Origin of the sequence: Janthinobacterium sp. PAMC25594, from assembly GCF_019443505.1 — a bacterium.
Lineage (GTDB): Bacteria > Pseudomonadota > Gammaproteobacteria > Burkholderiales > Burkholderiaceae_D > Janthinobacterium.
Map to the genome: position 1 here is coordinate 3,320,644 of NZ_CP080377.1, position 14,190 is coordinate 3,334,833.

At 61.7% G+C, this 14,190-nt stretch carries 10 protein-coding genes; 2 read left to right on the forward strand and 8 right to left on the reverse strand.

Annotated elements, in window-relative coordinates:
• Window positions 1–11 precede the first annotated feature (11 nt).
• From KY494_RS14925 to KY494_RS14935, 3 genes are all read right to left on the reverse strand, one after another.
• On the reverse strand, window positions 12–1,655 hold the full coding sequence (locus KY494_RS14925) for a PAS domain-containing methyl-accepting chemotaxis protein (RefSeq protein WP_219887365.1): 1,644 nt from the start codon (window positions 1,653–1,655) through the stop codon (window positions 12–14).
• 459 nt (window positions 1,656–2,114) lie between these two features.
• Window positions 2,115–4,277 carry a DEAD/DEAH box helicase gene (locus tag KY494_RS14930; RefSeq protein WP_219887366.1) on the reverse strand — a complete coding sequence of 721 codons (2,163 nt, stop codon included), beginning with the start codon at window positions 4,275–4,277 and terminating at the stop codon, window positions 2,115–2,117.
• A 200-nt stretch (window positions 4,278–4,477) separates the two neighbouring features.
• Window positions 4,478–5,359 (reverse strand): alpha/beta fold hydrolase, encoded by an 882-nt coding sequence (locus tag KY494_RS14935; RefSeq protein ID WP_219887367.1) that lies wholly within the window; start codon window positions 5,357–5,359, stop codon window positions 4,478–4,480.
• 134 nt (window positions 5,360–5,493) lie between these two features.
• Between KY494_RS14935 and KY494_RS14940 the strand changes: the two genes are divergently transcribed.
• Complete coding sequence (locus KY494_RS14940) at window positions 5,494–7,110, forward strand: M28 family peptidase (RefSeq protein WP_219887368.1); 1,617 nt, start codon at window positions 5,494–5,496, stop codon at window positions 7,108–7,110.
• 118 nt (window positions 7,111–7,228) lie between these two features.
• Here the strand turns inward: KY494_RS14940 and KY494_RS14945 are convergent, their stop codons facing one another.
• From KY494_RS14945 to KY494_RS14955, 3 genes are all read right to left on the reverse strand, one after another.
• Window positions 7,229–7,645 carry an SRPBCC family protein gene (locus KY494_RS14945; RefSeq protein ID WP_219136664.1) on the reverse strand — a complete coding sequence of 139 codons (417 nt, stop codon included), beginning with the start codon at window positions 7,643–7,645 and terminating at the stop codon, window positions 7,229–7,231.
• A gap of 129 nt (window positions 7,646–7,774) precedes the next feature.
• A complete protein-coding gene (locus KY494_RS14950; protein ID WP_219887369.1) occupies window positions 7,775–8,473 on the reverse strand; it encodes a dienelactone hydrolase family protein in 699 nt (232 codons plus the stop codon).
• 90 nt (window positions 8,474–8,563) lie between these two features.
• On the reverse strand, window positions 8,564–11,440 hold the full coding sequence (locus tag KY494_RS14955; protein ID WP_219887370.1) for a polymer-forming cytoskeletal protein: 2,877 nt from the start codon (window positions 11,438–11,440) through the stop codon (window positions 8,564–8,566).
• Between the two features lie 275 nt (window positions 11,441–11,715).
• Here KY494_RS14955 and KY494_RS14960 point away from each other — a divergent pair, with 275 nt between their 5' ends.
• Complete coding sequence (locus KY494_RS14960) at window positions 11,716–12,720, forward strand: GlxA family transcriptional regulator (protein WP_219136218.1); 1,005 nt, start codon at window positions 11,716–11,718, stop codon at window positions 12,718–12,720.
• 4 nt (window positions 12,721–12,724) lie between these two features.
• Here KY494_RS14960 and KY494_RS14965 read toward each other — a convergent pair whose 3' ends face one another.
• Both KY494_RS14965 and KY494_RS14970 read right to left on the reverse strand, forming a co-directional pair.
• The gene (locus KY494_RS14965; RefSeq protein ID WP_219136217.1) at window positions 12,725–12,958 is read right to left on the reverse strand and encodes a hypothetical protein; all 234 of its coding nucleotides are present in this window, start codon (window positions 12,956–12,958) and stop codon (window positions 12,725–12,727) included.
• Window positions 12,959–13,073: 115 nt separating this feature from the next.
• Window positions 13,074–14,180, reverse strand: a complete 1,107-nt coding sequence (locus KY494_RS14970; protein ID WP_035824324.1) for an S-(hydroxymethyl)glutathione dehydrogenase/class III alcohol dehydrogenase — start codon at window positions 14,178–14,180, stop codon at window positions 13,074–13,076.
• Between the last annotated feature and the right edge of the window lie 10 nt (window positions 14,181–14,190).

The window sequence follows — 14,190 nt, forward strand, 5'->3', positions numbered from 1 at the left end:
GGATGATTGTCTTAGCGTGCCTTCAGCAAGGCCCTTGCCGCCACGCCTGCACCCACGCCGCGCCCCACGCCGGCAGCCTTGCGCTTGGGCGAGGCCTTCAATTTGAAGATGCCGATCGACTGGGCCACGCTCTCGGTGCGCTGCGCCAGGTTGGTGGCGGCGGCCGCCGCCTGCTCCACCAGCGCCGCATTCTGCTGCGTGATGCCATCCATGTGAATGACGGCCTGGTTGACTTGTCCGATGCCCTGGTTCTGCTCGCGCGTGGTGGAGGAAATCTCGTCCATCATTTCCGTCACGCGGGCCACCGAGGCGATCACTTCCGCCATGGTGGCGCCCGCATTGCTGGTCAGCACGCTGCCCGCGTTCACGGTGGCGATCGAATGGTCGATCAGGTTTTTCACCTCTTTCGCCGCTGTTGCCGAGCGCTGCGCCAGGCTGCGCACTTCGCCCGCCACGACGGCAAAGCCGCGGCCATGCTCGCCCGCGCGGGCCGCTTCCACGGCCGCGTTCAAGGCCAGGATATTCGTCTGGAAGGCGATGCCGTCGATCAGGCCGATGATGTCGAGAATCTTGCGCGACGAGCTGCTGATCTCATCCATCGTGGTGACCACTTCGCTGACGATGGTGCCGCCCTTGGCCGCGACGGTGGACGCCTGCACCGCCAGGTCGTTGGCCGTGGACACGTGGTCGGCGCTGTTTTGCACGGTGGACGTCAGTTCTTCCATGCTGGCCGCCGTCTGCTCCAGGCTGGACGCCTGCGATTCCGTGCGGCTGGACAGATCCATATTGCCCGTGGCGATTTCCGCCGTGGTGATGCGGATATCCTCGAAATTGGCGCGCACGTCGCCGATAATGCTGTGCAAGTTGATGTTGGTCTGGCGCAAGGCCGCCATCAATTGACCCATGTCATCGTCGCGCACCTTGTCGATCACGCCCGTCAAATCGCCGCCCGCCATCTTGCGCGCCATCGTGATGGCGTCGCCCAGCGGCGCGACCAGCGAATTGTGCAGATGGGCCCAGAAATACAGCATCAGCGCGACGGCGGCGGCGGCGGCACCGCTGAGCCAGCTGCGCGTGGCCGTGCTCGTATCGCCATCGATATTCCACACGGCGCAGCCGAGGATGGCCAGCACCACGCCAAAGACGATGCAATGCAGGGCCAGGTCTTGCGACAGGGTCAATTTGCGCCACTCGGCCAGCTTGGCGGCCCAGCCCTGGCGCACGACGCGGCCGTTGCGGATCGCCAGGTTGGCGCTATTGCCGTCCTTGAAACTTTTATACAGGGCCGCCGCCTCGTTGATCTGCTCGCGCGTGGGCTTGGTGCGCACGGACATATAGCCGATCGGGCGTCCATTTTCGATGACGGGCGTGATATTGGCGAAGACCCAGTAAAAATCGCCGTTCTTGCAGCGGTTCTTGACCATGCCGGTCCACGGCATGCCCGTCTTGATGGTATCCCACAGGTCGGCAAACGCTTCGGCCGGCATATCGGGATGACGCAGGATATTCTGTGGCGCACCCAGCAATTCCATTTCTGAAAAGCCGCTGACCTCAATGAAATACTGATTGGCGTAATTGATGTTTCCCTGTAAATCCGTGGTGGAAACAATCGTCATGCCTTCATTTAATACGTATTCCTTTTGCGTGATAGGCATAGCATATTGACCCGCATCGTCGCTCCTCTATTTTTTTCAACTAGCATAACAAAATCGTAAAAACAATATACCACATCAAGCACCGGCGAGATATCGCCACGGCGACAGTGACGCTGGTCAAACAATTTAATAAAAATCAATTCATTTATGTTTTAGAATTTACTTTGATTCAACTTGATTGATTTTATTGAAATGCAAAATTCAAATTGCGTGTAGATGCAATAATTAATAAAAAATTATGTATCGATGTAGCAGGCAATAAATATGGTGTGGGCGACGATAAAAAGATGCGCAAGCGCCGCAATAACCGCCGGCACATGGCGACGCCTGCCGGCAAGCATGACGCATCAGTAATGAACATTTATTGAGGGGAAATAAAAACTGGCGCGAGCGCGCCAGTGGGATATATGTCTCCAATCCGCGACACAGGCGCCGGGGAGGCGCCTGTGCAGGGATGGCTTACTTGAACGTTTTACGCGGTGGCGACTTTGGACGCGCTGGCGCAGGTTTGCGCTCCGTCGTGCCGTCATCAAGGCTGATGCGCAGTTTCTGGCCCGACACGACGACCGATTTCAGGTGGTCGAGGATTTCCGGCGGCATGCCTTCCGGCAGGTCCAGCACGCTGTAGTTGTCAAAGATATCGATACGGCCGATATGCTTGGCTTCCAGGTTCGCTTCGTTGGCGATGGCGCCCACGATGTTGCTTGGCGTCACGGCGTGCTCACGGCCCACTTCGATGCGGTAGGCCGTCACGCCCGGGCGTGGACGTTCCTTCTTCGGCGCGCGCGGCGCTGGTGCTGCCTCGCCCGCGTCCGCTGGCGCATCCTTGAACGCTGGCACGGACTTGGCGGCGAACGGCTTGCGCGGCGCGGCTGGCGGTGCCAGGTCCGGTGCATCGCCGTCGCGGCTGATGCGCAGTTGCTGACCAGCGACCCAGACGGACTTCAGCTGATCCAGCAATTCTTTCGGCATGGTATCTGGCAAGTCCAGCACGCTGTAATCGTCATAGATTTCAATGCGGCCGATGTTTTTCGAATCGATGCCCGCTTCGTTGGCGATGGCGCCCACGATATTGCCCGGTTTCACGCCATGCTGATGACCTACCTCAATACGGAAAGTCTGCATGCCGGCGTCGGCAGGACGGGAGATGCGTTCCTTTTTCGGGAAGGCCGGGCGTTCGCCACGGTCGCTGCGCTCGTTACGCTCGAAGCGGTCGCCCCGTTCCGGACGGTCATTGCGTTCGAAGCGGTCCTGGCGTACAGGACGGTCGTCTTGCCACGTGGCTTGCTCGCGCGCCTTGTTCTTGTCCAGCAGCAGAGGCGTATTGCCACGCGCCATCTTCGCCAGGGCGGCGGCGATTTCGATGGCGGGAATGTTTTGCTCGCGCTCGAAATCTTCGATCAGCGACTGGAACTGCTCCAGTTCGCCCAGGGCCAGGGTTTCGCTGATCTGTTCCTTGAACTTGGCGATACGCACATCGTTGACGGCCTGGATGGTCGGCAATTCCAGCATGCTGATCGGCTGACGGGTCGAGCGCTCGATAGCCTTGAGCAAGTTCTTTTCACGCGGGGTGATGAACAAAATCGCTTCGCCGCTGCGGCCAGCGCGGCCCGTGCGGCCGATACGGTGGGTATAGCTTTCCGGATCGTGCGGCACGTCGTAGTTGACGACGTGGCTGATGCGCTCGACGTCCAGGCCGCGGGCGGCCACGTCGGTAGCCACGAGGATGTCGATCTTGCCGTCTTTCAACTGCTGGATCGTGCGCTCGCGCTGCGCTTGCTGGATGTCGCCATTGATGGCGGCAGCCGAGAAGCCACGGGCTTGCAGCTTGCCGGCCAGCTCTTCCGTGCCCAGCTTGGTGCGGGCAAAGATGATCATGCCGTCAAACGCTTCCGCTTCCAGGATGCGCGTCAGCGCGTCGAGCTTGTGCATGCCCGACACCAGCCAGTAGCGCTGGCGGATGTTGTCGGCCGTGCCCGTCTTGGCGGCAACCGTCACTTCGGCTGGATTGATCAGGTAAGTGGTGGCGATACGCTTGATGACGGAAGGCATGGTGGCCGAGAACAGGGCCGTTTGATGGCCGTCCGGCGTTTCTTTCAAGATGCGTTCGACATCGTCGATAAAGCCCATCCGCAGCATTTCATCGGCTTCGTCCAGCACCAGCGTTTTCAGCTTGGACAGGTCGAGCGAACCCTTGTCCAGGTGATCGATGACGCGGCCAGGAGTACCGACGATGACGTGCACGCCGCGGCGCAGGGCCGACAGTTGCGGGCCATAGCTTTGACCGCCGTAGATCGGCAGCACGTGGAAGCCGGGAATGTGGGCGGCGTACACCTGGAACGCTTCGGCGACCTGGATGGCCAGTTCGCGCGTCGGTGCCAGGACCAGGGCTTGGGGTGAGCTTTGTTTCAGATCGATGCGCGACAGGATAGGCAAGGCGAAGGCGGCGGTTTTACCCGTGCCTGTTTGCGCCTGGCCCAGCACGTCGCGGTTAGCGAGCAATAATGGAATCGTGGCCGCCTGGATAGGCGACGGTGTTTCGTAACCGACATCCTTGAGCGCGCGAATCAGCGGCTCGCTCAGGTTAAGGTCGGAAAATAAGGAAATTGGTGTATCAGACATGAAATCACTCACAAGTTCGCTCGAATCGCCCAATGCGAAAGAGTGTATCTGCTAGTTTACTCTTTACTGGACCTTACCGGGTGGACACAGGCGGCAGAACGCCGTTTTTTGCAATCTACAACGCAGAAAAATCGGCGATCCGCACGCAATTGGTGCAAAAAACAAGCAATATTATATGTTTTGCAATAGATTCGGCTGTTTTACAGATGCGCCTCGATATTGCTTGCCGCATCGACCGAGTGGCGTAAAAACTCCAGCAAGTCCTCGTTCAGCCTGTCCTTGTGCGTCGTCGCCAGGCCGTGCGGCGCGCCCGCATACACGAGCAGCTTGCTGCCGATGATGAGCTCGGCAGTGCGCCGCGCCGAGGCGGCAATCGGCACGATCTGGTCGTCGTCGCCATGGATCACCAGGGTCGGCACGTCGAAGCAGGCCAGGTCAGCTGTGAAATCCGTCTCGGAAAATTGCTTGATGCACAGGTAAGACGCCGGCATGCCCGCCTGCATGCCTTGCAGCCAGAAATGCTCGCGCACACCCTGCGACGGCTTCGCACTGGGGCGGTTATAGCCATAGAAAGCTTCGCTCAAGTCGCGGAAGAACTGGCTGCGGTCGGCCTGCACACCGGCGCGGATGGCGTCAAACGCGGACAGGGGCAAGCCCAGCGGATTTCCAGTGGTTTGCAGCATCAGCGGCGGCACGGCGCCCACCAGCACGGCGCCCGCCAGGCGCTCGGTGCCGTGACGGCCGATGTAGCGCGCCACCTCGCCGCCGCCCGTCGAGTGGCCGACCAGGGTGGCGCCCGTCAAGTCCAGCGCGTCGATCAGGGCGGCCAGGTCGTCGGCATAAGTATCCATGTCGTTGCCGTCGAAAGGCTGGCTGGAGCGGCCATGGCCGCGCCGGTCGTGCGCGATGACGCGGTAGCCATGCGAAGCCAGATAAAACATCTGGTCTTCCCAGGCGTCGGACGACAAGGGCCAGCCGTGGCTGAAGACGACGGGCGGGCCGCTGCCCCAGTCCTTGTAGTAGATCAGGGTGCCGTCGGCGGTGCGCAGGGTATTACTCGATTGCAAGTCAGGGCTAGTCATGGAACGCTCCTTGTCGGTGGACCAGCGGCCATTGTGGCCGCAATGGCGCGCGCACGCCGCGCGCTACGCTGGAGCATTGCGGTAGAGTAAGATTGTCGCTGCTTTGCCTTCCCGTATTCACTTTTGGAGTTGTCATGCGTTTACCCTTCGTCCTCGCCGCCAGCCTGTTCAGCACGGCCGCCCTCGCCCAACCGCTCGTTGCCGAAGCGCCCCTGCGCGCCCATCTGTCCTTCCTGGCTGACGACTTGCTGGAAGGACGCGGCACGGGCCAGCGCGGCGGCGACCTGGCCGTGCGCTACCTGGAGACGCAGGCGGCCGTGGCCGGCCTGCAACCGTTGCAGGATGGCAGCTACCGCCAGGCGCTGACCATCGTCGGCAGCAAGGCCCTGCCATCGAGCACCGTGACCTTCAGCGCGGGCGGCAAGACCTTGTCTCCCGCCTTCGGCAAGGATATCGTCTTTGGCGCGGCGAATGGCCAGCAGACAGTGGCGTTCGACGCGCCCGTCGTGTTTGCCGGCTACGGCATCCGCGCCCCGGAAGAAAACTGGGACGATTTCAAGGGCGCCGATCTGAAGGGCAAGCTCGTCATCATGATGGTCAACGACCCGCAGCCGACCGTTGCCGAACCCAACCGTTTTGCCGGCAAGTCGCTCACGTATTACGGCCGCTGGGTCTACAAGTACGAGGAAGCGCTGCGCCAGGGCGCCGCCGGCGTCTTGCTGATCCACACGACGGCATCGGCGTCGTATCCATGGTCGGTGCCCGCCAACGGCTTCGGCCACGAGCGTTTCAACCTCGCTGGCGCGGGCAATGCCATGGAAGGCTGGCTGCAGGAAGACATGGCGCGCGCGCTGTTCCAGCAAGCGGGGCAAGACCTGGACGCCCTGCGCGCGCAGGCGGAAACGCGCGACTTCCGCCCCGTGGCCCTGAACGCCACGGTCAAGGTGCAACTCGACAGCCAGGTGCGCAGCATCGAGCAATTCAACGTGGCCGGCATCGTGCCGGGCACGGACCCGAAACTCAAGGATGAAGCCGTGATTTACTCGGCGCACTGGGACCACCTGGGCAAGGATGACGAGGGCGGCGCCCGCGCAGGGCAAAGCGACCATATCTACAACGGCGCCATCGACAACGCCTCGGGCGCGGCGGCCCTGCTGGCCATGGCGCAGGTTGCCGTGAAACAGCCGGCGCGCCGCACGCAGATCTTCCTGTGGCCGGCCGGCGAGGAAACGGGCATGCTGGGCAGCACGGCCTATACGCGCGCGCCCCTGTGGCCGCTGGCGAAAACGGCCGCCGACCTGAATCTGGACAGCATGAATTTCGTCGGCAAGACGCACGACATCGGCGTGGCCGGCGCCGAGCGCAGCAGCCTGTACGCGAGCGCCGCCAGGGTGGCCAAGCGCATGGGCCTGCGCCTGGCGCCCACCATTCCCGACCTGTCCGGCGCGTTTTACCGCGCCGACCATTTTGCGTTTGCCAAGGCCGGCGTACCCGCCTTCAACGTGGGCTCGGCAGTATTCTCCGGCGACGGCTCCTTCGATTTCGTCAAGGAACCGAAAGCGTCCAGCGAGCGCCTGGTGGCGTTTAAAAAGGATTATCACCAGGTCACCGATGAATACCACCCGTCGTGGGACTTGTCCGGCATGGTGCAGCAGGCACAGTTCACGCTGAACCTCGGTTACGAAGTGGCGAACGACAAGAACTTGCCTACTTGGAACAAGGGAGAAGCGTTTGGAAAAGTGAAGCGTTAACGTCTAGCGTAGGTCGGATTAACGGGGCATCGCCCCGCGTAATCCGACAACATGGTTAGCGCCGGTGGTGGTGTCGGATTACGCGGCGTAGCCGCTAATCCGACCTACAATGGTTGATTCAAATGGCCATGATGCGTTTCAGGTCGACGAACGCCGTTTCATACAGGTGCTGAAACGCGCCCACCATGACCTCTTCCACGCCTTCGGCCGCGTCGAACTCGCCCGACCATTGCGCCACGCACTCATTCGCACCCGGTTCGCCCGTGACGCGCAGGGTGGAACGGTAGTTCTTGACGGGGATCGGGCCAGAGACGATGGTGTAGCTGTAGCTCTTGTCCGCTTCGCTGTAGCTTTGCAGACGTTCGGCGATGATCGCGCCGTCCGTGGTTTTCAGCCGGCGCACGCGGCCGCCATGTTCGGACAGGCTGGTCTTGATTGAACTCGACCATTCAGCCAGCGACTGGAAGCCGCCGATAAAATCCCACACTCTTTCGGCGCTTGCCGCCAATGTCACAGAAACAATTACTTGGGCCATCTTTGATTCGGTTCCTCATCCAGGTTTGCCGGGCGCTGCGCCCGGCCGGCCGGAGATGCCCGGCACAGCCGCTATTTTAGCGCCCATGCGGCTTTACTGCCGAGTCGACAGCGCTGGCGGCGCTCCCGCTTAAAGATTTTCCGCCAAGAAAATCAAGGAATTGCCATGCGCCTGGGCCGCGGCGCGCTGCTGGTAGCTGTCGCGGTGGGTGCAATTGAAGCCGTGCTCGGCGCCCGGATAGATATGGATTTCCACGTCTTGCCGGTCTTCGAAGCGCTCGGCGATGGTTTGCACGGCTTGCGGCGAAATATGGCTGTCCTGCCCGCCGAAATGCATGAGCAGCGGCACCTGGATACGCTCGGCCAGGTCCAGCTTGTTCTGGATACCGCCGCCGTAATAGGCGATGGCGGCGTCGACCAGGCCGGCCGCGGCCGTTTGAAACGACAGCCGGCCGCCGAAGCAGTAACCGATCGAGGCCAGCTTGCCCGTCACTTCCGGGCGCGCGCGCAGGGCGGCGACGGTGGCGGCGATATCGGCGTCGGCATGCGGATTGTCGGTGGCCTGCATCAGTTCCACGGCGCGCTTCCAGCCTGCTTCGTCATAGCCCAGCTCGATGTGCGCGCCCTCGCGCCAGAACAGGTCGGGCACCAGCACTACGTAGCCATCGGCCGCGTACTGGTCGGCCACGGCGCGGATGTGTTCATTGACGCCGAAAATTTCCTGCAACAGGATGATGGCGGGGCCTTTGCCGATATGCGGCACGGCCAGGTAAGCCTGGAAGCTGCCGTCGGGGCCGGCGATATCGATCCACTGCGATGTTGTGCTCATAGAAACTCCAGTCTGAGGTTGGGGGAATGCCACAGCCAGGCATGTTACTGGTTTTTCGCGCCGCCTGCGTCCGCCCACCTTTGCCCAGGCTCAATACATCTCGCGCAGGTAAATCACGGGGCCCGATCTGAGGATGCCAAAGACAACAACGCCCACCGTGCTGGCCAGATAGGGATGATTGCCCACGGAAACGTCCACTCTGCCGGCCTTGCCGGTTCCGGGCGCCAGCAGGGTCAGGCGATTGGCCTGCGGCAACGCGCCTTGCACGACGGTATAGGCCAGGTCATCAGCGGCCAGCTTGCTGCAGTCCAGCGTTTTCTTGCAATTGACAAACACCACCTGCGACTTGTTGAACGCACTGATGCTGTCGAGCAGGTTCGTGATCCATTTCGTGCCATTCCAGTACTGCACTTGCACGGCCAGTCGGACGGGCAGCAACTCGGAGCCATAGCCGTGGGCTACCTGCCATTGCCCCGACAGCACGGTCATCCGTGCCTCGTTCTGTATCAATGCCGAACTTGAGCTGACGACGGTGCCGCCGGGATACGTGCTGCTGGCGCGCAGCAGCACGTCGGTGGGCGCCAACTTCACCGGAACGCCTGCCTTGCCCGGAAAACGGTAGGCGACCATGGGCGAGGCAACGCCCAGGGTGAATTTCACGGGCGCCACGCCGGTGACGGTGGTTTGCGCCTTGCTGCCATCGGTGAGGCGGCTGCTGCCATCAGGAGTGCTCGGCGGAAAGGAAATCGTGCCCGTGGCCGCATCCAGGCCTTCGAGCAACACGGGCGCCATGGCACTCGGATTGCGCTCGTCATAATTGGCCGTCGTCGCCCCCCCCAGGGCGCGCGCCGTCACGCGCACGCCTATCGCCTGCCCCGAGTAGGCGTAGCGGCCTTTTTCCCCATCGTTGGCGCAGGTCAGCGGCGCGGCGCACGGCGTGGCAATGCCGTCAGTAACTTTAGGCTGGTCAGCGTCCTTGTTTTTGATCAACTCCGTGATGAAGTGATGCGGGATGAACTGCACCTCCTCGCTCACGCGTGAGGGCTTGGGCAAGGTCAGCACGGCAGTGTTGGCCTCCAGGTAGCCCTTGGGATTGGCCAATTTGAAGGCGATGGTGATCGTTCCCACTTCCGGCCAGCTCAAGTCACTGCTGGCAACGCTGCCATTTTTGAAGACCACGCCACCCTGAATGTCCGGCTTGGCTGGTTTGCTAATCTCGATCGTCGTCGGCTTTACCAGGCTGGCCAGCGTAGGCAGTGCAGTTTCTGACGGCTTTTCATTGCCGAAGTTCGGCGTCACGGCGCCCGCGCTATTGAGCGCGCTCATGCTGACCGTCACTGGCGCGCCTGCGCGCTGGGGGTTCGCGATGGCAACGACGCTGAACGCGTCCGGCACGACGATGACATCGGCGCTGCCCGTCATGCTCAAGCCAGTGTCGCCGCTGGCGCTTGACCCCGTATAGGTCGCTTTCAAATTCACTTTTCCCACATCCGCGTAGGACATGGTGGCCTTGGCGACGCCCTTGTCATCGAACGCCAGGTTGACGCTCTTCCCCAGGGCACTGCAAGCACTGCTGTTATCAGCCGCCAGGGCGATGAAGGCGCCTGTGCCTTTGATGAAGACGGGCAAAGTGCCGCTGGCGGGATTGCTGTAGCCGCAAGCGAGCGTCAAGTCCTTGTTTTTATTCGCAAACAGGGGCACGCAGGCTTGCTGGTCTCCGCTGGCCTGCACGGCGCTGATGCCAAACGACGGCTGCGTGGCCGAGACATGGTTGGTGGGCGTGAGCATCAATCCCGTCGCCGCGAACGCCATGTTGCAGCTATTGCTATTGTCCGAGCTGCGTTTGCACACCAGCGCGCCCGTGGTGCCGGGCACGCTGGTCAGGCTCAGGGTGGCCGTGCCGACCGTGTACTGGCGCACGCTGGCCGTTGCCACCCCGCTGCTGTCTATCGGCGTGGCCACGCCGCCGGGGCTGACGGTGACATTCGCGCCGCCCGTGTACTTGGCGCTGCAGGCGGCATCCGCGCACGCCGTCACCGTCACGGTTTGCGGCGCGCACGTCAGGGCCGTGCCCGGATGGTCGATCTGGAAATGGTGGGGCCCGGTGGGGGTGCCGGGGCCGCATTTCGGGAGGTTGACGCTGCCGGCAGGCCAGCCGCTGTTGTTGGTGACGCAGCTGCAAGGGTTGGACGGCGTGTACGCCTTGCAGGTAATGGTCTGCTGCACCCAGCCGTGATAGCCCAATGTAATGTGATCGACCAAGGCGTTGCCGGTAATGGTCGCTTCGGAATCCCCAAGGGTCACGTTTCCACCTTCTATATCGCCCTTGATGGTAGCTTTGTTCTCAATGACCAGAGTCTGGGATGCCTTGACATTGCCCGTCACCACCAGGTCCGTCGACTTCAGCTGGATGGAAGGGGCAGTCAGGTTGCCCGTCACCTTGCTGGCGGACTCGATCAAGAGCGAGGTGCTGGCGGTGATGCTGCCATCAATAACGACAGCGGAAGCGGTAACGATGGTGGTACCGGTAATAGCCCCCGTGACATTCACTCTCGATGCGAGATTGATTGGCCCTGTCGAGCTAATACCGTTGGTGACCTTGGCATCCGCCTCGATGCTCACGGAGCCGCCCTGGATAGCGCCATTCACGATCGAACTGGCAGAGATAGTGACGGCACCCGTGGCATTAAGATTGCCTGTCACGCTGATCGGACTGCCACCCAGCTTGATCGACGACGCGATGATATTGGCGACTATGTTTTGCCCGTTCTGCCCGCCTGCGATAAAAGTGCCGCCATTGGCGATCATGCTACCGCCACTTATTTTTAACCTCGATGGCGGGTTGTCGCTGACATTGATATCTCCCTTGGCCGTCAGGGTCGCCGTGCCTCTCATCGTCAAGCCTTGGTTATACGTAATTGTCACTGGGCTGTTGACCGTCACACGGTAGCCGCTCTCAATGACCATGTCGTCATTCCATTGCATCGACAAAGAGGCGCAGGTATATTCGACGCCGCTATTGCTGCAGTCCGTGACGGCGGCACCGTTAAAATTGAGCGTTCCGGCGCGGGCCAGGCCAGTACACAGCGAAAATAGTAAAGCGGCAATGAAAATATATAGGCGCACGGTATTCGGCAATCTGATGAATGAGAGGACAAACGGTTGGTAGCGAATTTCATGCTAATCTGCATGCCAAAACCGCAGTTGCATTATGGCACTATCTCATTTATCTGACTCATTGCATGATCAAGCACAGCCCGCAAGAATTTCCATTACGTACCGTCGACATCATCGTCTACCCCGGCTTCAAGGCGCTGGAAGCCATCGGCGCCATGAAAGTGTTTGATTACGCCAATACCCATTTGCGCCTGCGCAATCTGCCCGGCGGCTACGACGTGCGCATCGCCTCGACAGCCATCGGCCCCGTCGAGTCCGACACCCTGATGTCGCTGCACGCCAGCAAGGCGCTCGATGTAAACCGCCTGCCCGACCTGGCCGTCATCGTCGGCTGCCACCACGTCGAACAAGTCTTGCAGGAGATTCCCGCCCTGGCCGCCTGGGTGGCCGAGGCGGCGCCGCGCATCGATACGCTGGCGGCGCTGTGCACGGGCTGCTTCTTCCTGGCCGAGGCCGGTGTGCTCGACGGCAAGAGCGCCGCCACACACTGGAGCGCCGTGGATAGCCTGCGCCAGCGCTATCCATTGATACAGGTCAATGCCGATGCGATTTTCGTGCGGGAAGGGAAATTCTGGACATCGGCCGGCGTGACGGCCGGCATCGACCTGGCGCTGGCCCTGGTGGAAGACGATTTCAGCCGCGATATCGCGCTGGAAGTGGCGCGCGACCTGGTGGTGTACCTGAAGCGGCCCGGCGGCCAGTCGCAGTTTTCCGTGCACCTGTCGAGCCAGATGACCACGCATCCGACCATCCGCCAGTTGCAGGGCTGGATCATGGAACACCTGGCCGAAGAGCTCACGGTGCCGCTGCTGGCAGCCAGGCTGGCCATGAGCGAGCGCAATTTTACGCGCGTGTTCCAGCGCGAAACGGGCAGCAGTCCTACGGAATTCATCGAGACGGCGCGCTTTGAAGTGGCGCGCCGCTTGCTGGAAGACAATGTGTCTTCCTTAAAACAGGTGGCCGTGCAGGCGGGCTTGCACAGCGAGGACAGGCTGCGTCGCCTGTTTCAAAAGAAACTCGCCATCACGCCGCGCGACTACCGCGAACGCTTTTCCAGCACGGCGCGCTAGGACGTCAGCGCGGCTTGCCGTGACGCACGTGGCGCGTGGCCAGTTGGCGGCTCTGCCGGGCCAGCGGTGTAAACACCAGCGCGCACAGCAGATAGGTGGCCAGCAGCGCCAGCCAGATGGCGGGCGTGGCGAGGCTGGTGGCATTGCTCCACCACAAGGCCAGCAGGGAAGACAGGGCCGCGCCGAGGAAGACGGGCAGCATGCGGCGCAAGGTGGCGAGGTAGGCAGTGGCAAACATGAACGGCTCCCAAAGCAAGGCGGATGCTTTCACACTAGCAGGGGCAGGCAGCGAAGTACAGCCTGTCGCCCTGCCCCGTCCGTCAAGTGTTGCGCAATGAGTACATGCGATACGATTAGTACAACACCACGGAACGGATCGATTCGCCGCTCTTCATCAGGTCGAAACCTTCGTTGATGCGTTCGAGCGGCAAGCGGTGCGTGATCAGGTCGTCAATGTTGAGCTTGCCTTCCATGTACCAGTCGACGATTTTCGGCACGTCCGTGCGCCCGCGCGCGCCGCCGAAGGCCGAACCGCGCCATTCGCGCCCCGTCACCAGCTGGAACGGGCGCGTGGAAATTTCCTGCCCCGCCGCCGCCACGCCGATGATGAACGATTTGCCCCAGCCCTTGTGCGTGCACTCGAGCGCCTGGCGCATCAGAGTGGTGTTGCCCACGCATTCGAACGAATAATCGGCGCCGCCGTCGGTCAGTTGCACGATGGCATCGACGACGTTTTCCACCTCGTTCGGGTTAATAAAATGCGTCATGCCGAACTTGCGCGCGATGGCCTGGCGCGCCGGATTGATGTCGATGCCGATGATCTTGTCGGCGCCGACCATCTTGGCCGCCTGGATCACGTTCAGGCCGATGCCGCCCAGGCCGAACACGGCCACGTTGGCGCCCGCCTCGACCTTGGCGGAGAACAGCACCGCGCCCACGCCCGTCGTCACGCCGCAGCCGATGTAGCACACCTTGTCGAACGGCGCATCTTCGCGAATCTTGGCCAGGGCGATTTCCGGCACGACGATGTAATTGGAAAAAGTGGACGTGCCCATGTAGTGGAACAGCGGCTGGCCATTCAGCGAGAAGCGGCTGGTCGCGTCCGGCATCAGGCCGCGGCCCTGCGTGGAGCGGATGGCCTGGCACAGGTTGGTCTTTTGCGACAGGCAGAACTTGCACTGGCGGCATTCCGGCGTGTACAGGGGGATGACGTGGTCATCCTTTTTCAGGGTCGTCACGCCCGGGCCCACGTCGACGACGACGCCGGCGCCTTCGTGGCCGAGGATGGCGGGGAAGATGCCTTCCGGGTCGGCGCCCGACAGGGTGTAGTAATCGGTGTGGCAAATGCCCGTGGCTTTCAGCTCGACCAGCACTTCGCCGGCGCGCGGGCCGGCCAGGTCGACTTCTTCGATGGTCAACGGGGCGCCCGCCTTCCAGGCAATCGCGGCTTTGGTTTTCATGGGTTTCTTC